The 22,025-nt window shown below is 62.4% G+C and carries 20 protein-coding genes; 12 read left to right on the top strand and 8 right to left on the bottom strand.

The window, feature by feature from the left end; translation table 11 throughout:
* Nucleotides 1–53 precede the first annotated feature (53 nt).
* The 4 genes from ACWHVV_RS10755 (at nucleotide 54) to sixA (ending at nucleotide 4,071) form a co-directional block, all read left to right on the top strand.
* On the top strand, nucleotides 54–401 hold the full coding sequence (locus ACWHVV_RS10755; protein ID WP_447926237.1) for a YkvA family protein: 348 nt from the start codon (nucleotides 54–56) through the stop codon (nucleotides 399–401).
* A gap of 95 nt (nucleotides 402–496) precedes the next feature.
* Nucleotides 497–2,401 (top strand): molecular chaperone HtpG, encoded by a 1,905-nt coding sequence (htpG, locus tag ACWHVV_RS10750; RefSeq protein WP_447926236.1) that lies wholly within the window; start codon nucleotides 497–499, stop codon nucleotides 2,399–2,401.
* Nucleotides 2,402–2,534: 133 nt separating this feature from the next.
* Entirely contained in the window at nucleotides 2,535–3,608 is a 1,074-nt protein-coding gene (locus ACWHVV_RS10745; RefSeq protein WP_447926235.1) for an NAD(P)H-dependent glycerol-3-phosphate dehydrogenase, read from the top strand.
* Nucleotides 3,595–4,071: a phosphohistidine phosphatase SixA gene (sixA, locus tag ACWHVV_RS10740; protein WP_447926234.1), complete on the top strand. Its 477-nt coding sequence runs from the start codon at nucleotides 3,595–3,597 to the stop codon at nucleotides 4,069–4,071. The genes ACWHVV_RS10745 and sixA overlap by 14 nt, the downstream gene beginning before the upstream one ends.
* Before the next feature lie 69 nt (nucleotides 4,072–4,140).
* On the opposite strand, the gene gatB is transcribed toward sixA, so the two are convergent.
* From gatB to gatC, 3 genes are all read right to left on the bottom strand, one after another.
* Entirely contained in the window at nucleotides 4,141–5,595 is a 1,455-nt protein-coding gene (gene gatB / locus ACWHVV_RS10735) for an Asp-tRNA(Asn)/Glu-tRNA(Gln) amidotransferase subunit GatB (protein WP_447529066.1), read from the bottom strand.
* The gene (gene gatA, locus ACWHVV_RS10730; RefSeq protein ID WP_447926233.1) at nucleotides 5,595–7,055 is read right to left on the bottom strand and encodes an Asp-tRNA(Asn)/Glu-tRNA(Gln) amidotransferase subunit GatA; all 1,461 of its coding nucleotides are present in this window, start codon (nucleotides 7,053–7,055) and stop codon (nucleotides 5,595–5,597) included. Before gatA ends, gatB begins: the two co-directional genes overlap by 1 nt.
* A 61-nt stretch (nucleotides 7,056–7,116) precedes the next feature.
* Nucleotides 7,117–7,404, bottom strand: a complete 288-nt coding sequence (gatC, locus tag ACWHVV_RS10725; RefSeq protein ID WP_447893559.1) for an Asp-tRNA(Asn)/Glu-tRNA(Gln) amidotransferase subunit GatC — start codon at nucleotides 7,402–7,404, stop codon at nucleotides 7,117–7,119.
* 237 nt (nucleotides 7,405–7,641) lie between these two features.
* Here gatC and ACWHVV_RS10720 point away from each other — a divergent pair, with 237 nt between their 5' ends.
* The 7 genes from ACWHVV_RS10720 to tldD are packed head-to-tail and all read left to right on the top strand — an operon-like array spanning nucleotide 7,642 to nucleotide 17,564.
* Nucleotides 7,642–8,679 (top strand): rod shape-determining protein, encoded by a 1,038-nt coding sequence (locus tag ACWHVV_RS10720; RefSeq protein WP_018915723.1) that lies wholly within the window; start codon nucleotides 7,642–7,644, stop codon nucleotides 8,677–8,679.
* Nucleotides 8,680–8,702: 23 nt separating this feature from the next.
* Nucleotides 8,703–9,650, top strand: a complete 948-nt coding sequence (mreC, locus tag ACWHVV_RS10715) for a rod shape-determining protein MreC (protein ID WP_447926232.1) — start codon at nucleotides 8,703–8,705, stop codon at nucleotides 9,648–9,650.
* Nucleotides 9,643–10,131, top strand: coding sequence for a rod shape-determining protein MreD (gene mreD / locus ACWHVV_RS10710; RefSeq protein WP_447926231.1), 489 nt, complete (start codon nucleotides 9,643–9,645; stop codon nucleotides 10,129–10,131). Before mreC ends, mreD begins: the two co-directional genes overlap by 8 nt.
* Before the next feature lie 3 nt (nucleotides 10,132–10,134).
* Nucleotides 10,135–10,761: a Maf family protein gene (locus tag ACWHVV_RS10705; RefSeq protein WP_447926230.1), complete on the top strand. Its 627-nt coding sequence runs from the start codon at nucleotides 10,135–10,137 to the stop codon at nucleotides 10,759–10,761.
* A gap of 52 nt (nucleotides 10,762–10,813) precedes the next feature.
* A complete protein-coding gene (rng, locus tag ACWHVV_RS10700) occupies nucleotides 10,814–12,277 on the top strand; it encodes a ribonuclease G (RefSeq protein WP_447926229.1) in 1,464 nt (487 codons plus the stop codon).
* Complete coding sequence (locus ACWHVV_RS10695; RefSeq protein ID WP_447926228.1) at nucleotides 12,277–16,113, top strand: YhdP family phospholipid transporter; 3,837 nt, start codon at nucleotides 12,277–12,279, stop codon at nucleotides 16,111–16,113. The genes rng and ACWHVV_RS10695 overlap by 1 nt, the downstream gene beginning before the upstream one ends.
* The gene (gene tldD, locus ACWHVV_RS10690; RefSeq protein ID WP_447926227.1) at nucleotides 16,113–17,564 is read left to right on the top strand and encodes a metalloprotease TldD; all 1,452 of its coding nucleotides are present in this window, start codon (nucleotides 16,113–16,115) and stop codon (nucleotides 17,562–17,564) included. The genes ACWHVV_RS10695 and tldD overlap by 1 nt, the downstream gene beginning before the upstream one ends.
* 42 nt (nucleotides 17,565–17,606) lie before the next feature.
* Here the strand turns inward: tldD and yjgA are convergent, their stop codons facing one another.
* Nucleotides 17,607–18,137, bottom strand: a complete 531-nt coding sequence (gene yjgA / locus ACWHVV_RS10685) for a ribosome biogenesis factor YjgA (RefSeq protein ID WP_447926226.1) — start codon at nucleotides 18,135–18,137, stop codon at nucleotides 17,607–17,609.
* Between the two features lie 96 nt (nucleotides 18,138–18,233).
* Between yjgA and pmbA the strand changes: the two genes are divergently transcribed.
* Nucleotides 18,234–19,574 carry a metalloprotease PmbA gene (gene pmbA, locus ACWHVV_RS10680; RefSeq protein WP_447926225.1) on the top strand — a complete coding sequence of 447 codons (1,341 nt, stop codon included), beginning with the start codon at nucleotides 18,234–18,236 and terminating at the stop codon, nucleotides 19,572–19,574.
* Between the two features lie 104 nt (nucleotides 19,575–19,678).
* Here pmbA and ACWHVV_RS10675 read toward each other — a convergent pair whose 3' ends face one another.
* The 4 genes from ACWHVV_RS10675 to ACWHVV_RS10660 all read right to left on the bottom strand — a co-directional run bounded on the left by ACWHVV_RS10675 (nucleotide 19,679) and on the right by ACWHVV_RS10660 (nucleotide 22,025).
* Nucleotides 19,679–20,218, bottom strand: coding sequence for a hypothetical protein (locus ACWHVV_RS10675; protein ID WP_447926224.1), 540 nt, complete (start codon nucleotides 20,216–20,218; stop codon nucleotides 19,679–19,681).
* A 48-nt stretch (nucleotides 20,219–20,266) separates the two neighbouring features.
* Complete coding sequence (locus tag ACWHVV_RS10670; protein WP_447926223.1) at nucleotides 20,267–20,536, bottom strand: HPr family phosphocarrier protein; 270 nt, start codon at nucleotides 20,534–20,536, stop codon at nucleotides 20,267–20,269.
* A gap of 85 nt (nucleotides 20,537–20,621) precedes the next feature.
* Complete coding sequence (rapZ, locus tag ACWHVV_RS10665) at nucleotides 20,622–21,509, bottom strand: RNase adapter RapZ (protein ID WP_447926222.1); 888 nt, start codon at nucleotides 21,507–21,509, stop codon at nucleotides 20,622–20,624.
* Between the two features lie 45 nt (nucleotides 21,510–21,554).
* Nucleotides 21,555–22,025 carry a PTS sugar transporter subunit IIA gene (locus tag ACWHVV_RS10660; protein ID WP_447926221.1) on the bottom strand — a complete coding sequence of 157 codons (471 nt, stop codon included), beginning with the start codon at nucleotides 22,023–22,025 and terminating at the stop codon, nucleotides 21,555–21,557.

Below are 22,025 nucleotides of genomic sequence, written 5' to 3'. Positions count from 1 at the left end.
TTCAATCCTTTGCCCGATGCATTGAACGAGAATCTCAACCAGGGTTGGTCCTAATGGCGCGATGGAAGAAATGGTGGTGGCTGTCACGTTTGAAAGGCCGAGTGTGGGCGTTCAAACGGATCCTGCGCGCGTTGAAACTCTTTTTTCCGATGACCCGGGATGTGATCAGCGGGCGGTTTCGTCCGGTGCCCTGGTCGGCCTTTGGCATGATGGCGCTGGCCCTTGGCTATCTGATCATGCCCTTCGATCTGATCCCCGATTTTATCTTCATTCTCGGCCTCGTCGATGATGCGCTGATCATCGGTTGGCTGCTGGACCGTATCGACCGGCGCCTGGCCGGCTACCGGGTTTGGAAGTACGGTGAGCTCGAAACACCGGATTCGCCGTCTTCAGCTTCTTGAAATTACTCGCACTAGCCCCATATTGACCTTCACACGACGCTTCGCGCGAACTAACGCGCATTGGTAATGCAGTGATAGGCAATTGAGGGCTACGCATGAGTACGGCAACCCACGAAGAAACACTTGGTTTTCAAACGGAAGTCAAACAGCTTCTTAACCTGATGATCAACTCCCTGTATTCGAACCGGGAGATTTTTCTCCGCGAGCTGATTTCCAACGCCGCGGATGCCTGTGACAAGCTGCGCTACGCCGCACTCGACAACGACGCGCTGTATGAAAACGACAGCGACCTGCGTATCGAGATCGAGCACGACGCCGCGGCCAACACCGTGACGCTGCGCGACAACGGTATCGGCATGAATCGCGAAGACGTGATTTCGAACCTGGGCACCATCGCCCGCTCCGGCACCTCCGAGTTTTTGCAGCAGCTCTCCGGCGAGCAGCAAAAAGACGCCAAGCTGATCGGTCAGTTCGGTGTCGGCTTTTACTCTGGCTTTATCGTGGCCGACGAAGTCGTCGTGCGCACCCGCAAGGCGGGCGCGGACGCCGGTGAAGGCGTCGAGTGGCGCTCGAAAGGCGAGGGCGAGTTCAGCGTCGCCGATATCGAGCTCGACAAGCACGGCACCGAAATCACCCTGCATCTGAAAGACGATGCCAAGGAGTACGCCGACGACCATCGCTTGCAGGGCCTGGTGCGCAAATACTCGGATCACATCGAAGTGCCGGTGCGCATGCCGAAGACCGAGACCGCCAAGGATGACGAAGGCAACGAGATCGAAGGCAGCGAAGTCACTACCTGGGAAACCATCAACGAAGCCACCGCGCTTTGGGTGCGCCCGAAAAGCGAGGTGAGTGACGACGAGTACAAGGCGTTCTACAAGCACGTCGCCCACGACTTCAGCGACCCCTTGACCTGGAGCCACAACAAGGTCGAAGGCAAGCTCGAGTACACCAGCCTTCTATACGTGCCCGGCCGTGCGCCGTTTGATATGTTCGAGCGCGACGGCGCCCGCGGCGTGAAGCTTTACGTTCAGCGCGTGTTCATCATGGACGACGCCGAGCAGTTCTTGCCGCTTTACCTGCGCTTCATCAAGGGCGTGCTGGATACCCGCGACTTGTCGCTCAACGTGTCGCGGGAAATTCTTCAGCAGGACCCCAAGGTCGAGAAGATCAAGGGGGCGCTGACCAAGCGTGCGCTGGACATGCTCAAAAAGCTCGCCAAGGACGACGAACAGTATCAGACGTTCTGGAACACCTTCGGCAGCGTGTTGAAAGAAGGCCCGGGCGAGGACGCCGCCAACCGCGAAAAGATTGCCGAACTTCTGCGCTTCGCCTCGACCCACACCGATACCGCCGCTCAGGAAAACGCGCTGGCCGGCTACATCGAGCGGATGAAAGAGGGTCAGAAGAAGATTTACTACGTGGTAGCGGATAGCTTCAACGCGGCGAAAAACAGCCCGCATCTGGAGATCTTCCGTAAGAAAGGCATCGAAGTACTGCTGCTTTCTGATCGTATCGACGAGTGGCTGATGAGCCATCTGACCGAGTTCGGAGGCTACTCCTTCGCCGACGTGGCCAAGGGGGAGCTTGACCTGGGCGAGGTCGAAGACGAAGAGGAAAAGAAAGCTCAGGAAGAGACGGCCAAGTCCAAGGAAGAGCTGGTCAAGCGCGTGAAAGAGGCGCTGAGCGAAGGCGTGCAGGAGGTGAAGATCACGCACCGCCTGACCGATTCGCCGGCCTGCGTGGTGCTGCCCGAGCACGAAATGGGCTACCAGATGCGCCGCATCATGGAAGCCGCGGGCCAGCCGATGCCCGAGGTCAAACCGATTCTCGAGCTCAACCCGGACCACGCCCTGGTGGCGCGCCTTGAAGGCGCCGACGGCGAGCAGTTCAGCCAATTGGCGCACATCCTGCTGGATCAGGCGATCATCGCCGAAGGCGGCCATCTCGATGACCCGGCGGCCTACGTCAAGCGTTTGAACAGCGTACTGACCGCGTAAATCAGACGCGTAGACCTTCGGCCCGCCTTTTGGCGGGCCGATTTGTTTGTGGTTTGAACAGGCATCGAGGGCGCTCAAGCGCCGCGCTATTAGTGATAAAGTAGGCGTATCGTTTAGGGAGTAGGACAACGTCATGGCTTTGGAGCAGATCAAGGTGGCGGTGCTGGGCGGCGGAAGCTTCGGCACGGCCCTTGCCAGTATCGCCGCCGACAACGGCGCCCAGGTGTGCCAATGGATGCGCGACGAGGCGCTGGTTGCGCAAATCAATCAGGAGCACCGCAACGGGCGCTACCTGCCCGATTACGCGATTAACGCAGCAGTCGAGGCCTCCACGGATATTCGCGCGGTGGTCGAAGGTGCGGCGCTGGTGCTGGTCGCCATTCCCTCCAAGGCGTTTCGCCAGGTGGTGCGTCAGGCCAAGCCCTGGCTCACCGCGGAGCAGATACTCGTCAGCACCACCAAGGGCATCGAGCAAGAGGGCTTTTTGCTGATGAGCCAGGTGCTCGAGCAGGAGACCGGCTTTGAGCATATCGGCGTGATTGCTGGGCCCAATCTGGCCTCGGAAATCGCCGATAAGCAGCTCACCGCCACGGTGATCGCAAGCGCGGACCCGCTGACCCGCACCCGGGTGCAGCAGGCGTTGGGGTGTGGCTATTTTCGCGTCTATGCCAGCAACGACCGCCACGGCGTGGAGCTTGGCGGGGTGCTTAAAAACATCTACGCCATCATCGCCGGAATGGCGGCGGCGCTGGGCATGGGCGAAAACACCCGCAGTATGCTGATGACCCGGGCGCTGGCGGAAATGGGCCGCTTCGCCGTGGCCCAGGGCGCCAACCCGATGACCTTTCTGGGCCTGGCCGGGGTGGGGGATCTGATCGTCACCTGCTCATCGAAGCTTTCGCGCAACTACCGCGTGGGGTTTGCCATGGGCGAGGGGCGCACCCTCGACGAGGCCGTCGATGCGTTGGGCCAGGTGGCGGAAGGCGTCAACACCGTTCCCATCGTGTGTGACCGGGCGCGGGAGATGGGGGTCTACATGCCGCTGGCCGAGGGGCTCTATCGGGTGCTGTTCGAAGGCGTGGCCGCCAAGGAAATGGCGAGCACGCTGATGATGGGCGAACACAGTAGCGACGTAGAGTTCGTGCTCCCCAGGGAGACCGTCCAGCAAGCGCACAATGAGACAGGGGATTTGAATGACCGCGAGTAGCCGACTTTTGATCATGCGCCACGGCGAGGCGGGCCCCGGGCGGGTCGACTGCGAGCGCAGGCTGACCCAAAACGGCGAAGCCGAGGCCGCGCGCATGGCGCGTTTTCTCGAAACCCGTAAGCTCGGGCCGGTCGTGCTTTACGCAAGCCCCTTCGTTCGCGCCCAGCAAACCGCCCGCGCAGTGGGTGAGGCACTCGGTGTGTCGGTGACGACGCTTGAAGGCATTACCCCGGACGACTCGCCGGCGAAGGTCAACGATTGGTTGCTGGCCCGGCCGGAGGGCGAGACGCTCATGTTGGTTAGCCACATGCCGCTGGTCGGCGCGCTGTGCGGGCGGCTCGTCGAAGGCCCGCAAAGTCAGGTGCTTGGCTTTCCTACCGCGGCCATTGCCGAGCTCGAGGCCGATGTCTGGGCGGCGGGCTGCGCAAGGCTCGTTCGCTTTACCGAACCCCGCCAGCTCTAGCTTTTTTCAGGCACCATAAAAAGAAACGGCGGCCAGGGGCCGCCGTTTCTGAATGCGCGAGCGCCAGGTTTAAAGCAGCGCGTCGAGCTTTTCCTTGAGCAAGCCGTTGACCTGCTGCGGATTGGCAGTGCCGCGGGAGGCTTTCATCACCTGACCCACGAAGTAGCCGATCATCTTGCCGCGCTTTTCCGGTTCGGCGTCACGGTACTGGGCGACCTGGGCCGGGTTTTCTGCGATCACCTGGTCGATCATCGCCTCGATGGCGCCGGTGTCGGTGACCTGCTTCAAGCCCTTGGCCTCGATCACCTCGTCGGCATCGCGGCCCTGGCCGTTCCAAAGCGCCTGGAAGACCTCCTTGGCGGCCTTGCCGTTGATCGTGCCATCGACCACGCGGCCGATCAGCTGACCGAGCTGCTGGGCGGAGACCGGGCTTTGGTGAACGCTCAGGTTCTCGCGGTTCAAGGCGCCGGAGAGCTCGCCCTGTACCCAGTTGGCGGCCTGCTTGGCGTCCCCACAAACGCGATGGACTTCCTCGAAGAACTCCGCCATTTCGCGGCTTGCCGAGAGCACGTGGGCATCATAAGCCGAAAGCCCCAGCTCGGTTTGAAAACGCGCGCGCTTGTCCGCGGGAAGCTCCGGCAGCTGGCTTTTCAGGTGGTCCAGGTAGGCCTGGTCGAGCACCACCGGCAACAAATCCGGGCAGGGGAAGTAGCGGTAGTCGTTGGCCTCTTCCTTGGTGCGCATGCTGCGCGTCTCGTCGCGCTCCGGGTCGAACAGGCGGGTTTCCTGCACCACCGTGCCGCCGTCTTCGATCAGCTCGATCTGGCGCTCGACCTCGAAGGCGATCGCACGCTCGACGAAGCGAAAGGAGTTGACGTTCTTGATCTCGGCGCGGGTGCCAAACGCCTCCTGGCCCTTGGGGCGCACGGAGACGTTGACGTCGCAGCGCATCGAGCCTTCCGCCATGTTGCCGTCGGAAATCCCCAGGTACGTGACGATCGAGTGGATCGCCTTCAGGTAAGCGGCGGCCTCTTTGGCGCTGCGCATGTCCGGCTCGGAGACGATCTCCAGAAGCGGCGTGCCCGCGCGGTTGAGATCGATGCCGGTCATCCCCTGGAAGTCTTCGTGCAGCGACTTACCCGCGTCCTCTTCCAGGTGCGCGTGGTGGATGCGGATGCGTTTGGTTAGATCCTCGTCCAGGGTGACTTCGACCTCGCCCGGGCCCACGATAGGGTGATACATCTGGCTGGTCTGGTAACCCTTGGGCAGATCCGGGTAGAAGTAGTTCTTGCGATCGAACACCGAGACTTCGGGGATCTCGGCGTGGACCGCCAGGCCAAACTGAACCGCCATGGCCACGGCCTGTTCGTTGAGCACCGGAAGGCTTCCTGGTAGGCCAAGATCCACCGCGCTTGCCTGGGTGTTGGGTTCACTACCAAACGAGGTTGAAGCACCCGAAAAGATCTTGGAGCGCGTGGCGAGCTGAACGTGAACCTCGAGCCCAATTACCGTTTCCCATTGCATTAGGCGTTCTCCTCGGCGAGTGCGGGAAGGTGAAGATGCCAGTCGGTGGCCTGCTGGAACTTGTGCGCCACGTTGAGAAGCTGCGCCTCGGCAAAGTGGGTGCCCAGAATCTGCAGGCCCACCGGGCGGCCGTTCGCGAAGCCCGCGGGCACGCTCATGCCCGGAATGCCGGCAAGATTCACAGCGATGGTGTAGATATCCTGCAGATACATCGACACCGGGTCCTTCTTGGCGCCGATGTCGAAGGCGGTGGTGGGCGCGGCCGGGCCCATCAGCACGTCGACGTCCTCGAAGGCGTCCAAAAAGTCCTGGCGGATCAGGCGGCGCACTTTCTGTGCCTTGATGTAGTAGGCGTCGAAAAAGCCCTCAGACAGGGTGTGCGTGCCGATCAAAATACGCCGCTTCACCTCTTCGCCGAAACCTTCCTCGCGGGTACGCGTGTAGAGATCGATCAAATCTTTGGGGTCTTTACAGCGGTGGCCAAAGCGCACGCCGTCGAAGCGGGAAAGGTTTGACGAGGCTTCCGCCGGGGCGATGACGTAGTAGGCCGGAATGGCGTAGTGGGTATGCGGCAGGCTCACTTCGCGCACGGTCGCACCCAGCGACTCGTATACCTTGACCGCCTCGCGTACCGCCTGTTCGACGTCGCTGTCCAGGCCGTCGCCGAAGTACTCCTTCGGTAGGCCGATCTTGAGCCCGGAGAGCGGGGCGTCCAGCTGCTCGAGGTAGTCGGGCACGCCGCGGGTGGCGCTGGTGGAGTCGCGTACGTCGTGGCCGGCGATCACGTTCATTAGATGCGCGCAATCAGAAGCCGAGCGGGCCATGGGGCCCGCCTGGTCGAGGCTCGAGGCGTAGGCGATCATCCCGTAGCGCGAAACCCGCCCGTAGGTCGGCTTCAAGCCCGTAATGCCGCAAAACGCGGCGGGCTGGCGGATCGAGCCGCCGGTGTCGGTACCTAGCGCGGCGGGCACCAGGCCCGCGGCGACTGCGGCGGCACTTCCACCGGAGCTACCGCCGGGTACCGCGTTCAAATCCCAGGGGTTTTTGACCGGGCCATAGTGGCTGTTTTCATTGGAGGAGCCCATGGCGAACTCGTCCATATTGGTCTTGCCAAGGCTTACGCTGCCCGCGGCGTTGAGCTTCTCTACCACGGTGGCATCATAAGGGGCGACGAAGTTGTCCAGCATTTTGGAGCCGCAGCTGGTCTTCACGCCCTTGGTGCAGAAAATATCTTTTAGGGCCAGCGGTACGCCGGTCAGCGCGTGGCCGCCGCCGTCGGCGCGGGTCTTGTCGGCGGCTTCGGCGTTATTGAGTGCCTGCTCACCGGTCACGCTGATAAAGCTATTGAGCTTGCCGTCGATTTTCTCGATCCGCTGTAGATAGTGGGCGGTGAGTTCACGACTCGAGAGCTCGCCACTTTTCAAGGCAGCGGCCAGCTGGGTTACGGTTTGATTATGCATGACCCAAAAGCTCCGTTCGGGGCGAATAGAAGGAAGTCAAAAAGCGGGGCGCCAGGCGCACTCACTCCACCACGCGCGGTACCAGGTACAGGCCGTTTTCCACCGCCGGCGCGCAGCGCTGATACTCGTCGCGCATGTTGGCGTCGGTGACTTCGTCGGCGCGCAGGCGCTGGGTCGCGTCCAGCGGGTGGGCGAGCGGTGCGACGCCTTCGGTATCGACGCGCTGTAGCTGGTCGACCATGTCTAAAATCTGGCTGAGATCGTCTACAAAGCGGCTGGCCTGGTCGTCACTGATGGCGAGTCGGGCCAGGTGTGCGGCCCGGCGCACGTGAGATTCTTCAAGCGCCATGATCGGGGTTTCCTCGCAAACGTAATGGAACATATTCCGCATCGAGCGGTATACATACGGTCGTCTTGAATTCGTCTTGCTTGAAGACACGAATTTAAGACATGGAAAATAGCCGCAAAAGGTACCACATAATCAATGCAACGGGCAGGGGAGCGACTCGTGCTTGCTGCCAAGGGGTTGCGGTGATACCGTTTGCATCCGCACAGGGTTCCCGGTCTGCACTAGGTAACAACATCCATGTTCAAACGCTTGAGGGGGCTGTTTTCCAGCGATCTATCGATCGATCTGGGTACGGCCAACACACTGATTTATGTACGCGGTCGCGGTATCGTCCTTGATGAGCCGTCCGTTGTCGCCATTCGCCAGTCGGGCAATATGCGAAGCGTCGCCTCGGTCGGCGCCGATGCCAAGCGCATGCTTGGTCGCACCCCCGGCAATATTACGGCGATTCGGCCCATGAAAGACGGGGTCATTGCCGACTTTACCGTGACCGAGCAAATGCTCCAGCACTTCATTCGCAAAGTGCATCAAAGCACCTTTTTGACGCCAAGCCCCAGGGTACTGGTTTGTGTACCGTGCATGTCGACCCAGGTCGAGCGCCGCGCGATTCGTGAATCCGCCGAGGGCGCAGGGGCGCGGGAAGTCTTTTTGATCGAAGAGCCCATGGCCGCCGCGATTGGCGCTGGGCTTCCGGTCGAAGAAGCCCAGGGCTCGATGGTCGTGGATATCGGCGGCGGTACCACCGAAATCGCGATCATTTCGCTCAACGGCGTGGTGTACTCCGAATCCATCCGCGTAGGCGGTGACCGTTTCGACGAGGCGATCACCGCGTACGTGCGCCGCCACTACGGCAGCCTGATCGGCGAGGCTACCGCCGAGCGTATCAAGGAAGAGATCGGCTGCGCTTACCCCGGCGGCGAGCTTCGAGAGATCGACGTGCGCGGACGCAACCTGGCCGAGGGTATTCCGCGAAGCTTCACGCTCAATTCCCACGAGATCCTCGAGGCGCTTCAGGAAACCCTGGGTTCGATCGTGGCCGCGGTGAAAAGTGCGCTGGAGCAGTCACCCCCGGAGCTTGCCTCGGACATCGCCGAGCGTGGCCTGGTGTTGACCGGCGGTGGAGCGCTTTTGCGTGATCTGGACAAGCTGATTGCCGAAGAGACGGGGCTTCCCGTGATCGTGGCCGAAGATCCGCTGACCTGCGTTGCGCGTGGCGGTGGCAAGGCGCTGGAAATGATCGATCAACACACTTTTGAGCTACTCTCAAGCGACTGATTTTAGCGGTTTACTGCGGAGGGTTGCCTATTAAACCGCTATTTTCGCACGGCCCCATACCGGGCTACCGGTTCTTCTTTTGCGTGCTGGCGGCAAGCGCTTTGATGTTTGTCGACCAGCGCTTTACGCGTATGGAAGACGTGCGTGCCCACATGACCATGGTGGTCGCGCCGATTCAGTGGGTCGTTAGTCTGCCAAGCGATCTCCTTAACTGGGGGTCGCTGGTGCTTTCCGATCAGCAGGCGCTGGTGGATGAAAACCGCCGTCTGCGCGAGCAGATTCTGACCCTTTCGCACCGTGGCCAGCGACTGGCCAATCTCACCGCCGAGAACGCTCAGCTGCGCGAGCTGCTCGACGCCGCCGAACGTACCGAATTCCCCTATATGTCGGCGGAACTCCTCTCTTTGGATAACGACCCGTTCAGCCATCAGATGGTGGTGGACCGCGGGCATCGTAACGGTGCCTACGTGGGCCAGCCGGTGATCGATGCCTTTGGACTGGTCGGCCAGGTTACGGCGGTCTCCGCCTACTCGAGCCGGGTGCTGCTGCTGGCGGATGCAAGCCATGCCTTGCCGGTGCAGGTCAACCGCAACGGCCTGCGCTTTATCGTTCAGGGTACCGGGCGCTACCAAAGTGTTAACGTATTGCACGTACCGGATACCGCCGATATTCGCGAAGGCGACTTGTTGACGACCTCCGGGCTTGCCGGGCGCTTCCCGCCGGGTTATCCGGTCGCCCGGGTGAGCGAGGTGTATCACGACCCGGGCCAGCCGTTCGCCCAGGTGAGCGCGACGCCTTCGGCACAGCTCACCCGCTCGCGTCACTTCCTGCTGCTCTTTCCGCCGCCGCTCGAAGAGGAAGACACCACGCTTTGGAATAGCGACATGTCGCTTTCCGCTCAGGCGATTCACGCCTCCGAGCGCCTTGGTGAAGTAGGCCCGGCGCCGCTGCCGGAGGTGCCCAATGGCTAGAGTTCCGGTGATTCCCCTCGTCGTGGTATGGCTAAGCCTGGTGCTGGCGCTTTGCCTGCAGGTGATGCCGCTGGCCGACGGCTGGCAGGTCTACCGGCCCGACTGGATCGGCCTGATGCTGGTCTACTGGTGTATGCGGGTGCCGGACCGGGTAGGCGTATTCCACGGCTTCGTGATCGGTTTGATGGTGGATCTGATCGAGGGCAGCGTGTTGGGCCAGCATGCGCTGGTGTTTTCGTCGCTGGCGTTTCTGGCGGCGCTGGTCTATCCGCGCTTTCGCGCCTACTCGCTGGTTCAGCAGGCGGTACTGGTGCTGGTGCTTTTGGGCCTTGCCCAATTGGTCGAGCAGTGGGTACGCGTGCTGACCGGCGAGTTCACCATCCACCTGTCGTTTTTGATTTCGTCGCTGATCAGTGGGCTTTTATGGCCCTGGCTTGCCACCATGCTCAAGGCGCTCGAGCGCCGAGCGGCAGGGGGCTAGCGTATGTCGTCGGGTAATGCCCCGTCGTGTGCGTCCAGCGCCCAAAAGCGCGCGGCCGTGCTCTGCCTGGCCTCCGCATCCCCTCGGCGCCGGGCGCTTTTGGAATCCATCGGCGTCGCGGTCGAGGTGTGTCCAAGCGATATCGACGAGACCCCTAACCCCGGCGAGCAAGCGCCGGCCTACGTCGAGCGGCTGGCGATCGCCAAGGCCGAAGCGAGTAAAGCGCGTACCCATCTTCCGGTGCTGGGCTCGGATACCGCCGTGGTGCTCGACGGGCGCATTCTGGGCAAGCCGCGCGACGCGCGAGACGCCCGAGCAATGCTCGCCGCGCTCTCCAACCGGACCCACCAGGTGATGACCGGCGTGGCCGTGATCGGCCCCGCGGGTACCCAGTCGTGCTGTGTCACGACCACGGTGCGGTTGCGCAGAATCGATGACGCTGAAATCGAGCGCTACTGGCAAACCGGTGAACCCCAGGACAAGGCGGGTGGCTACGCCATTCAGGGCCTGGCCGCGGTCTTCGTCGAGGAGATACGCGGCAGCCATTCGGCCGTGGTGGGGCTTCCGCTTTTCGAGACTTCACGACTACTTTCAAACCAGGGTGTGTCCGTTTGGTCGGCCCGCCTGTAAAGTAGCTTCAAACGGATACCTTGAAGCAGCCGAGCCCCATAAGGAAGAGTGCATGAGCGGTGAAGTCCTTATCAATTTAACCCCCATGGAAACCCGCGTGGCGCTGGTCGAAAACGGGGTGTTGCAAGAGGCGTTGATCGAGCGTTCCCGCAGGCGCGGCATCGTGGGCAATATCTACAAAGGCAAGGTGGTCAGGGTTTTGCCTGGTATGCAGGCTGCCTTTGTCGATATTGGCCTGGAACGCGCCGCCTTCATTCATGCCCACGAGGTGATGGCCTCGGGGGCGCTCACGGACACGCCGCCGACGATCAATCACCTGCTTCACGAAGGCCAAGCGCTGGTGGTTCAGGTCACCAAGGACCCGATCGGCACCAAGGGCGCCCGGCTGACCACGCATCTCTCGATCCCTTCACGGTATCTCGTCTATATGCCGGATTCGTCCAACCACGGCGTTTCTCAGCGCATCGAGGACGAAGCCGAGCGCGAACGCTTGAAAGCGCTGCTCGATAAAAGCGTGAATGCCCAAACACTGGAAATCACCGGCGGCTTTATCGTACGCACCGCCGCCGAAGGCGTGGGCGATGAAGAGCTCGAAAGCGATATGTACTTTCTGCTACGCATCTGGCGCAAGGTGAGCGAGCGCAAGATCAGTGCCGCCCCTCCGAGCGTGATCTACGACGATCTGCCGCTTTTCATGCGCACCCTGCGCGATGTGATGCGCGACGATATCGAGAAGGTGCGTATCGACTCCCGGGAGAACTTCGTCAAGCTCAAGGAGTTTGCCGAAGAGTTCATGCCCTACGCGGTGGATCGCATCGAGTACTACCCCGGCGAGCGGCCGATTTTCGATCTCTATAGCGTCGAAGACGAGATTCAAAAAGCGTTGGCGCGCAAGGTGCAGCTCAAATCCGGCGGGTACCTGGTGATCGACCCCACCGAGGCGATGACCACCATCGACGTCAACACCGGCGGCTACGTTGGCCACCGTAACCTCGAAGAAACCATTTTCAAGACCAATCTGGAAGCGGCCACCGCCATTGCCCGCCAGCTCAGGCTGCGTAACCTGGGCGGTATCATCATCATCGATTTCATCGACATGACCGATGTCGAACATCAGCGCCAGGTGCTGCGCGTGCTGGAAAAGGCGCTGGAGCGCGACCACGCCAAGACCAAGTGCACCGGCGTGACCGAGCTTGGCCTGGTACAGTTGACCCGCAAGCGCACCCGGGAGAGCCTGGAGCAGACGCTTTGTGAAGCCTGCACCACCTGCGGCGGACGCGGTACGCTAAAAACCCCGGAAACCGTGTGCTATGAGATCTTTCGCGAAATACTGCGCGAAGAGCGAGCCTACAGCGCCGACACTTACCGCGTGCTGGCCTCGCAGCCCGTGGTGGATCGTCTCCTCGATGAGGAGTCGGCGGCGGTGGCCGATCTCGAGGCGTTTATCGAAAAAACCATACGGTTCCAGGTCGAGCAGCACTACTCCCAGGAACAGTACGATATCGTGCTGATGTAATGTCACTACCTGCTTCACTTCCTGGCAAAGTACTGGCCACCCTCGCCGGGCTTTTGGCGCTGGTCGCGGTCGTGCTTTTGTCGGTCCGGCTGGTGTTCAGCCAGGCCGAGCAACTGATCCCCTCGATCGAGTCGCTGCTCGAATCCAGAATCGGCGCGCCGGTCACCATCGAACACCTGGCGCTGTCCCTCGAGCGCAACGATATCGTGCTGCGCCTGGAGGGGCTCAATGCCGAGACCGATGACGCGCCGCTGGTGTCGCTGGAAAGCGCCTACCTGCGCCTGGACACTTGGGCGTCGATCAAAGCATTCGCGCCGATTTTCAGCGACGCGCGGCTTTCCGATCTCGATTTTCACCTCTATCAAACCGGCGACACCCAGTGGGGCTGGCCCGAGCCCGCCACGCTCCCTTTGCTTTTTGCCGAGGAACCCGAGGTCGATCTCGACAAGATCGACCGCTGGACCGGGATCATTTTGAAGCAGCGCCTATGGATGCGCGATAGCCTGCTCACCCTGCATGGACGCGATGATTCCCTGACGCTCAGCGCCCCCCGGCTGCTTTTGGGGGGCAACAAGGAGCTGGCGCGCTTCGAAGGCGCGGTCAATATCCTGGAGGCGAGTACGCTCGACGAGGTCGATGCGCTGCCAGCGCTGATTGTGCAGGCAGAAATGCAGCCAGGCCCCGACGGACCCAGCGATTTCTCTGCGGCGATGCAGCTCGAGTTGCAGTTGGACCACCTGGTGGCGCTTGGCGATGTATTTCGCGCCGAGCATATGCCGCATATCGAGCAGGCCGGTGGGTCGGTGCGGCTTTGGGGTGATTGGTTTGGCGGCGAGCTTAAAGAAGTACGCGTCGGAATGGGGATTCCCCAGCTGACGCTGCGCCAGCAAGCACAGTTTGCGGTGTTGCGTGATATTCAGGCCGACGGACAGTGGGCCCGCGACGACGAGGGCGGCGAGGCGTGGCTTAGCGCCAATGCCGAGAGCGTCGAGTGGGCGCAGCCGGATAACGTCAGCGAAGGGCCGGCGCTGCCGCGCCACTGGTATCTGGCGCACCAGCCCGGTCAATGGGAGCTGCGCACCAGCCCTTTCGAGCTTGCCTCGCTCACGGCCTGGCGCGAGTATGCCTTTTTGCCCGAGTCGGTGACGCGGGTACTGCAAACGCTTTCACCCAGCGGCCAGGTGCAGGGGCTGCGCCTTGGCCAGCAGGACGGGCGCTGGGGCATAGATGCAGCGGTCACTAATCTCAGCGTTCAGCCCTGGCAGCAGGCGCCTGGCGGTGGCCCGCTGGATGCCTGGGTGCAGGCGCGGGATTTGCGCGGGCGTGTCACCTTTAATAGCGCCGGTGAAAGCGAGCTCTACTTCCCCCGGCTGTTCGAGGCGCCGATGCAGCTTCGCCACGCAAGCGGGCGCGTGGAGTGGGTTTACGACGGCCCACGCAGCATGGTTAGTGGCCGCGATCTGGACGTTAACTGGGACGGCGCCGAAATAAGCGGCGGCTTTGGTTTGATGACCGGGGAGGGTCGAGGCCAGTTCGGTCTGAATATCGATTTTGCCAACGTCGACGCCATCAACTACCCGCTCTCCCAGTGGCTGCCGGTCAAAACCTTCGGCGAGGGCATTCGCGATTTTTTGCTGGATGACGTCGGCGGCTTCGTGCCCAACGGCTCGCTGCGCCTGGGGCTGCCCATTGGCGGTAATCGCGAGGAGAATCCGCTCACCGCTACGCTCGCGCTCGATATCGAACGTGGCTACCTGCCGATTGCCGACGACTGGCCGATGCTCGAAGACGTAACAGGGCGTTTGACCTGGCAAAACCAAGTGCTCGAGGCCCAGGTCGACCGGGCGCAAAGTCTGGGCGTCGAGGCCTTCGATGGCGAAGTGCGCATGGAGGATGAGTACCTCAACATCGGCGGGCGGCTTTCCAGCAGCGGCGCATCGCTGGTCGATTTCATCCAGGCGATCCCCGATATCGATACTGCGCTGCTGGACGATCTGGAAGCCAGCGGCCAAGTGGAGGGCGAGCTACTCGTTGGGCTGGATTTGGACGACCCCGAGGCGCTCGAAGTCGAAGTGAACGCCAGGCCCTGGTTTTCACGAATAAGCTACGCGCCCCTGGACCAGGCACCGCTGACCGATGTCGGCGGAGACATTACCTGGCAGCAGCGCGGATCACGGTTTGCGCTACTGGGCAGTGCCGAGGGGCGGCTACTGAACGGGCCCATCACGGCGGATTTCGACGTACCCGCCGAGGGGATCACGCTAGGCGGCGAGCTCGATACCGGGGCGCTCTTTACCTTGGCCGGTATCGAATCCGAACACGCCCGGTCGCTTTTGAACGGCCGCGCGGATTGGGCGAGCTTCGTGCGCCTAGAGCCGAGCCTCTACGTGCGCTTTCAAAGCGATTTTACCGGCGTGGAGAGCACGCTACCGGCACCCTTCGATAAACGCCGCGGCGTGGCGTGGCCTTTCGCCTTCGAGGCCGATATCGAAAGCGGCGCCGTGGAGGCCCGGCTGGCCGACGTGCTTCACGCGCGGATTATTGTCGATGATGCCATCGAAGGCGCGGTGGCGGTGGGCCGCGCCGCGCCGCTGACCGAGCTTTCACCGGCGCCGGGCCTGCGAATCGAGGCGGATCTCGAGCGTCTCGACATTGGCGACTGGCAGCGCGCGCTGGCCCCGCTGAGCGGCGGCGCCTCCGGCGGGTCTCCGGATGAGCTTTTGCGCTTCGACGCGCCGGTGTCGCTGATGTTCGATACGCCGTGTCTGAGCTTTGACGACGCGTGCCTGGGGGAGCTGAGTCTCTCGGCGCGTTTGGTCGACCAGGCGTTGAACGCCCAGGTCGGCGGCGATATCGTGTCCGGACGCGTGGCGTATCAGCCCGGGGGCGAGCGGCCGCTGGATATCACGATCGCCACCCTCGACGCCGACAAGCTGATGGAGCTCTCCTTTGGCGATGACGAGGCGCCCGCCCCGGACTCCTGGATGGACGCGATCGAGACCTCGCACGTCGAGCCGGTGGGCGCGCCGGACTGGCTCGACAAGATGCCCAACGGGCGTTTGCGCCTTGCCGAGGTCAATATCCAGGAGAACCAGGTCGGCCCGCTGACCGCCTACTGGCAGACCGGGCCGCGGCGCTTTGCGCTGTCACCGGTGGGGCTCACGCTTGGCCAGCTTTCGCTGACCGGCGAGCTTTTATGGCAGGGCCGACAGAGTCGCGCCGATATCGCCGTACGCGGTGGCGATATCGGCTCGGCGCTCGAACATCTTGGCCAACCGGTGCCGATTCGCAGCCGCACCACGCGGGCTAACGCAAGCCTTGACTGGCCCGGCGCCCCCTGGCAGCTCGACCTGGCCCGCGCTACCGGGCGACTGGATACGGATATCCGCGATGGGCGCTTCGTCTCGATGAGCTCGACGTCGGCGCGGCTGGTCGGGCTTTTGAACTTCGACAATATTCTTCGGCGCCTGCGCCTGGACTTTAGCGATGTCACCGGCGAAGGCACCGCCTTCGACCGGGTTTACGGCAGCGCCACCGCCGCCGGCGGGCAACTCACCCTTCGCGAGCCCTTGCAAATCGAGGCGCCGGCCGCCACGTTAAGGCTCACAGGACGTGTTAATCTTTTACAGCGTGAACTCGATCAGCGCTTGGGCGTCACACTCCCCGTCAGCCAAACGCTGCCCCTGGCCGCGGTGGCGGTGGGGGCGCCGGCCGTCGGCGCCGCGCTGTTCGTCGCCGATCAATTGTTTGGCGAGCCGCTGAATCGAGCAACAACTTTACATTTTCGCGTGCAAGGCCCCTGGACCTCGCCGCGGGTTACTTTGGAAGGCCCTTAATGAGTGCACACACGAGCGATTTGGATTTTGCCGCCTCTATTTTACTGGCGCCCAGCGGCCTGGATGTGAAGGCGCTGGATACCGGACTCGACTACGCGCTGGGGGCCGGTATCGACTACGCGGATCTTTACTTTCAGCGCACCTGGCAAGAGGGCTGGGTGCTGGAAGATGGTCGCGTCAAGGAGGCCAGCTACAACATCGACGGTGGCGTTGGCGTGCGCTCGCTAGCGGGTGAGAAAACCGGCTTTGCCTACTCCAACCAGATCAACGCCAACGCCCTGATGGATACCGGGCGCACCGCCGCGGGCATCGTGCGTAGCGGCAAGCGCCTGCCGGGCCAGGCGGTCAATATCGTTACCGCCGAGCATTATTACGCCGGCATCGATCCGTTGGCCGGGCTTAGTGCCGAAGAGAAAGTCGCCATGCTCATGGAGGCGGATAAAGTGGCGCGCGCCGCCGACCCAAGCGTTAGCCAGGTCAGCGCCTCGCTTTCCGGCACGTATGAAGTCGTGCTGGTGCGGGGGAGCGATGGAACGCTTGCCGCCGATATCCGCCCGCTGGTGCGTTTCAACGTCAGCGTCATCGCCGCGAAAAACGGCCGCCGCGAGCGCGGTGGGGCCGGCGGTGGCGGGCGCTACTCCATGGCCACGCTCAAGGAGCAGGGCGCGGCGAGTATTTACGCTAAAGAAGCGGTGCGCCAGGCGTTGGTCAACCTGGACGCCGTGGACGCCCCGGCCGGGCAAATGCCGGTGGTGCTGGGGGCAGGCTGGCCGGGTATTTTGCTCCACGAAGCGGTGGGCCATGGCCTGGAAGGCGACTTCAACCGTAAGGGCAGCTCGGCGTTTTCCGGACGTATGGGCCAGCGCGTTGCCGCCAAGGGCGTGACCGTCGTGGACGATGCGACGATCATGGATGGCCGGGGCTCGCTGAGTATCGATGACGAAGGCACGCCGGGCCAGAACACGCCGCTGATCGAGGACGGTATCCTGACCGGCTACATGCAGGACAAGCTCAATGCGCGGCTAATGAACATGGCGCCTACCGGCAACGCCCGGCGCGAGTCCTTCGCGCACTTGCCCATGCCGCGCATGACCAACACCGTCATGCTGGCCGGCCAGGACAGCCCCGAGGACATCATCAAAAGCGTCAAGCGCGGTATCTACGCGGTGAGCTTTGGCGGTGGCCAGGTGGATATCACCTCGGGCAAGTTCGTTTTCTCCGCAAGCGAGGCGTACTTGATCGAGGATGGCAAGCTGACCGCACCGGTCAAAGGGGCCACTTTGATTGGCAACGGGCCGGAGGCGATGGGCCGGGTGTCCATGATTGGCCACGACATGGAGATGGATACCGGTGTCGGCGTGTGCGGTAAAGAAGGTCAAGGCGTGCCGGTGGGCGTGGGCCAGCCCACGCTGAAGCTTGATGAGCTGACCGTTGGCGGCACGCAGTCCTGATGGATTCAGGTGCCCCTAAAATAGGGGCCCTAATGAAGGGTTCTAAAGAACGAGGGTCTCGCGCAGATGCTTGAAAAGCTTGCGGGCGCTGACCGGCGGCTTTTCCTGCTCGCGCTCTTTGCGGGCGTTGCGTACCAGTTGGCGAATGGCCTGGCGGTCGGCGTCCGGATGCTCCGCCAGAAAGCGGTCCACGGCGGGGTCGCCTTCGTCGATCAAGCGGTCGCGCCACTTTTCGAGGCGGTGAAACGCATGATCGCGCTGGTTTTTCTCCGCTTCGATGGCGTCGAAAACGGCGTGGATCGCCTCGAGGTCCTCCTTGCGCACCAGCTTACCGACGTACTGCATATGGCGGCGGCGCCCTTCATGGGAGCGAATGCGCGTGATTTCCTCGATGGCGGCGAGCAGATCGTCAGATAACGGAAAGCGCGCGCGTTCGGCGGGCTTCATGGCAATGAGCGTCTCGCCCAGCGCCTGGAGTTCGTGCATTTCGCGCTTGAGCTGGGATTTGCTGGGCCGCTCGAGCGGTTCGTCGAACTGATCGTCAGGGCCGCTAGCGGGGCGTTTTTTAGGCATACAGGCACTCACTTAATAGATTTGTCGCCGGCTAGTATACCAGCTGCGACCACGACATTTGATCCGCCAGCCACGATAGGCGATGAGGAGAGAGTTATGGCACAGGCATTCGATGCAGCCGCTCAGGAAAAGGAGCTGGTCGCACGCGCCCAGCAAGCCCTGGCGCTTGCCAAAGAGCTTGGCGCTGATGAAGCCGAGGTAGGCGCAAGCGTCGACCAGGGGCTTGGCGTGAGCGTACGCCTGGGCGAGGTCGAAACCGTCGAGCTTTCCCGGGACCAGGGAATTGCGGTTACGCTTTACGTAGGCAAACGCAAGGGCAGTGCCTCGTCGAGCGACGCAAGCTCGGCGTCGATCAAAGCGGCGGTCGAGAAGGCGCTGGCGATCGCCCAATACACCGGCGAAGACCCGGCGGCAGGGCTCGCGGACGCCTCGCTAATGGCCACCGAGTTTCCGGATCTCGACGTTCACCACCCTTGGGCGCTGGACACCGAGCGCGCCACCGAACTGGCGCTTGCCTGCGAACAGGCCGGGCGCGACGTGGCGGGTATTCATCAGTCCGAAGGCGCGTCGCTTTCAAGCGGCGAGGGCGTGCGGGTCTATGCCAACAGCCACGGCTTCATGGGGACCCAAAAAGGCAGCAGCCACTCGCTTTCCTGCATGCTGATCGCCCAGGACGAGCAGGGCATGCAGCGCGACTACGACTACACCAGCGCCCGGGACCCGCGCGCGCTTCGAGACCCGGAAAGCGTGGGCCGCGAGGCGGCCAGGCGCACGCTGCGCCGGCTCGGCGCCAAACGTCCGCCGACCGGCACCTTTCCGGTCCTTTTCGATCCCTCCCAGGCAAGCGGGCTGGTGGGTCACCTGATGGGGGCATTGGCCGGCGGCGCGCTTTATCGCGAAGCCTCGTTTCTATGCGACCAGCTTGGCGAGCCGCTTTTCCCCGAGTGGTTCAGCCTCGAGGAGCGCCCGCTGGAAGTGGGCGCCATGGCGAGCTCGCCCTTCGACGGCGAAGGCGTGCAGACCCGCCATAATCGGTTCATCGAAGATGGTCGTATCGCAAGCTATATGCTCTCCTCCTACAGCGCGCGGCGCCTTGGCATGAGCACCACGGGTAACGCGGGCGGGGCGCGTAATATTCGCCTCGAAGCGCCGTTGGAAAGCCTGGACGCGCTTCTTAAACGCATGGGCCGGGGCGTACTGGTCACCGAGTTGATGGGCCAGGGCGTAAATAGCGTTACCGGCGACTACTCCCGCGGCGCGGCGGGGTTCTGGGTAGAAAACGGCGAGATCCAGTACCCGGTCGAGGAGTTCACCATCGCGGGCAACCTCAAGACCATGTTTAGCGGGTTGAGTGGGTTGGGCGAAGACCTGGACACCCGGGGCAGTATCCATACGGGCAGTTGGCTGGTGGATGCCATGACCGTGGCCGGCAGCTGATCCCGACACGCGCCACTTGCCAAAAAAGCCCGCCGTTCAAAACGGCGGGCTTTTTAGTGGGCAGGCTTTTTTAAACGCTAAAAAGCAGGCGCTAAACAGAGCGCTCAGCGTATCCGGCGGTAGTTCGCGTCCAGCCCCAGCCGCTCGAGCAGACGGTGGAACAAGAAGGCTTCATCACCGGTGAGCGAACGGCTCAGGCAGTTCAGGTACTCGCGGCGCGAGTAGCGCCACCAACGCGGCGCCTTGTAGGCATCGAGGTCGATGGCGACCAGGCGTCCGTTGCGTACCAAAAAGTTGCCGGTGTGTAGGCCGCGGCAATGAATGCCGTTTTGATCGAACGCCACCAGGGCATCCAAGTACTGTGCCTGCAGGTCTGGCGAGTCCAGGATCAGCTCCTTTAGCGCCACGCCGTGGATATTTTGGGTGGCCACCCGGTAGGGGCGGGCCTCGGTGATCGTTGGCGTGGCAATGCCCAGCGCGTTCAGGCGCGAGGCAATCAGCGCGAAGTTGAGCCCGGGATAGGGGCGGATGCGCAGTAGGTAGCGCAGCCGGTCAAAGGTTTTGGGTTGGAAGGTCTTGATGAACTGGTCGTGCTCGGGGTCAAAGTGGACCAGGGAGTATTTGCCGGTTTGGATTAGCTGCATTATTTTGCTCGACAGGTGGATGATTAGGCCGCCTCTCAAGGTCCGCCGTCAGATCTCTTCGTAGAAGCGGGCATCGAATAGTGCTTGAATTGCCTCCAGGGTCTGTTCGGCGTCCTGGCCCACGGCCTCGACGGTCAGCGCCGTACCGCAGGGGGCGGCCAGCATTAAAAGCGACATGATGTTGGCGGCGTCGGCCTTCTGGGTCTGCTTATAGACATATACCCGAGACTCGAACCGCTGCGCGCAGGTAACAAGCTTGGTAGCGGCGCGGGCGTGAAGGCCGCGCTGGTTGGTCAATGTAAGAATTCTTTCGGGCACCCTGGTTCCTTTTTGCCTAGCGGTGTCTTGGTTGAGTGTGCGTGGTTCATAAGGGAGGACACGGCAAGCTCGCGCCGCCCAGGCATTACGATGGGGTAGTGTCGTCAACGCTGTAATGAATGCCCAGCTCGCGGTGGCGAAGCTGTACGCTGGAGCGCTTATCGAGCATCTTTTTGGCCAGCTGTTCGACCATGTACACCGAGCGGTGCTGGCCGCCGGTACAGCCGATAGCGATGGTCATGTAGCTGCGCTGGCTGCTCTGGTAGGCCGGAAGCCACTTCTCCAGCCAGTTGAGAATATCCATGCCCATCTCATCGACGACCGGGTAGGCCTGTAAAAAAGCGGCGATCTCGGGGTCGCGCCCGGTGAAGTGTCTAAGCGTCGGGTCCCAGTAAGGGTTGGGCAGACAGCGGATATCGAATACGATATCCGCGTCCAGCGGTACTCCCCGCTTGTAGCCAAACGACTCGAGCGTCAGGGTGAGCTGGCTCTGGCGCTGATGGCAAAGCTGCTCGGTGATCCGTCCGCGCAAATCGTGCACCGTCAGCCGCGAGGTGTCGATCATCAGATCCGCCAGCTCGCGGATGCCAAAAAGCGTCTCTTCCTCCTTGGCGATCGCTTCTTCGAGGGTCATCCCGCTGTCCCGGGTCAGCGGGTGGCGCCGGCGCGTGGCCGAATAGCGCTCGAGCAAAATCCGGGCGTCGGTGGTCAGATAAATCACCTGCACCCGGGTACTGCCGGATTTGATGTCCTGAAGCAGGGCCGGAAAGCGCTCCAGGGCCGTGGGCAGGTTGCGCGCATCGATACTCACCGCCAGGTGCGTGCGCTCGCCTTGCTGTCTTAGCTCATCGACCAGTGAACCCAGCAGCATGGCCGGCAGGTTGTCGATGGCGTAGTAGCCCAGGTCCTCCAGCGCCTGAAGCGCAATGGACTTTCCCGACCCGGAGCGGCCGCTGATAATCACCAGTTGCATAGTGTTTCTCTTCGGTCTGTAGGGCTGGGTGGGTAGGGCCTGGTTCTAGCTGCCCGTTTGCTCGCGAATTTTGGCGGTGACGATCTCCAAAAGCTCGCGCTGGCTCTCGCATTTGCGAAACTGTGCGCGGGTGGCGACGTCATTCATGATGGTGGCGACCTGACCCAACAGCGCAAGGTGGGTGTCGTCGGCCTCTTCCGGCACCAGCAGTACAAACACCAGGTCCACCGGGTCGCCGTCGATAGCGTCGAAATCCACCGGTTCGGCAAGCTTTAAAAAGCCGGCGATAGGAGCGCTGCAGTGAGGGCTGCGGGCGTGGGGAATCGCGACCCCATTCCCAATGCCGGTACTGCCTAGTCGCTCGCGGCCGATCAAACGGCTGAACACTTCCTGGCTATCCAGGCTGGGCGTATTTTGGGCGATGAAGGTGCTGAAGAACTCCAGCACGCGCTTTTTGCTGCCCCCGGGGACGTCGAACAGCACGCGCTCCGGGGGGAGTATGGTTTCCAGGGTCAT

This window comes from Vreelandella sp. EE27 (genome assembly GCF_968206495.1).
Note: the sequence above shows the minus strand (reverse complement) of the source record. Positions and strands in the feature narration are given on the sequence as shown.

Excerpts from the sequence above, each read along its gene's own strand:
- ACWHVV_RS10755 (WP_447926237.1), top strand. The coding sequence starts at position 54 with ATGGCGCGATGGAAGAAATGGTGGTGGCTGTCACGTTTGAAAGGCCGA.
- htpG (WP_447926236.1), top strand. The coding sequence starts at position 497 with ATGAGTACGGCAACCCACGAAGAAACACTTGGTTTTCAAACGGAAGTC.
- ACWHVV_RS10745 (WP_447926235.1), top strand. The coding sequence starts at position 2,535 with ATGGCTTTGGAGCAGATCAAGGTGGCGGTGCTGGGCGGCGGAAGCTTC.
- sixA (WP_447926234.1), top strand. The coding sequence starts at position 3,595 with ATGACCGCGAGTAGCCGACTTTTGATCATGCGCCACGGCGAGGCGGGC.
- gatB (WP_447529066.1), bottom strand. The coding sequence starts at position 5,595 with ATGCAATGGGAAACGGTAATTGGGCTCGAGGTTCACGTTCAGCTCGCC.
- gatA (WP_447926233.1), bottom strand. The coding sequence starts at position 7,055 with ATGCATAATCAAACCGTAACCCAGCTGGCCGCTGCCTTGAAAAGTGGC.
- gatC (WP_447893559.1), bottom strand. The coding sequence starts at position 7,404 with ATGGCGCTTGAAGAATCTCACGTGCGCCGGGCCGCACACCTGGCCCGA.
- ACWHVV_RS10720 (WP_018915723.1), top strand. The coding sequence starts at position 7,642 with ATGTTCAAACGCTTGAGGGGGCTGTTTTCCAGCGATCTATCGATCGAT.
- mreD (WP_447926231.1), top strand. The coding sequence starts at position 9,643 with ATGGCTAGAGTTCCGGTGATTCCCCTCGTCGTGGTATGGCTAAGCCTG.
- ACWHVV_RS10705 (WP_447926230.1), top strand. The coding sequence starts at position 10,135 with ATGTCGTCGGGTAATGCCCCGTCGTGTGCGTCCAGCGCCCAAAAGCGC.
- rng (WP_447926229.1), top strand. The coding sequence starts at position 10,814 with ATGAGCGGTGAAGTCCTTATCAATTTAACCCCCATGGAAACCCGCGTG.
- ACWHVV_RS10695 (WP_447926228.1), top strand. The coding sequence starts at position 12,277 with ATGTCACTACCTGCTTCACTTCCTGGCAAAGTACTGGCCACCCTCGCC.
- tldD (WP_447926227.1), top strand. The coding sequence starts at position 16,113 with ATGAGTGCACACACGAGCGATTTGGATTTTGCCGCCTCTATTTTACTG.
- yjgA (WP_447926226.1), bottom strand. The coding sequence starts at position 18,137 with ATGCCTAAAAAACGCCCCGCTAGCGGCCCTGACGATCAGTTCGACGAA.
- pmbA (WP_447926225.1), top strand. The coding sequence starts at position 18,234 with ATGGCACAGGCATTCGATGCAGCCGCTCAGGAAAAGGAGCTGGTCGCA.
- ACWHVV_RS10675 (WP_447926224.1), bottom strand. The coding sequence starts at position 20,218 with ATGCAGCTAATCCAAACCGGCAAATACTCCCTGGTCCACTTTGACCCC.
- rapZ (WP_447926222.1), bottom strand. The coding sequence starts at position 21,509 with ATGCAACTGGTGATTATCAGCGGCCGCTCCGGGTCGGGAAAGTCCATT.
- ACWHVV_RS10660 (WP_447926221.1), bottom strand. The coding sequence starts at position 22,025 with ATGACCCTGGAAACCATACTCCCCCCGGAGCGCGTGCTGTTCGACGTC.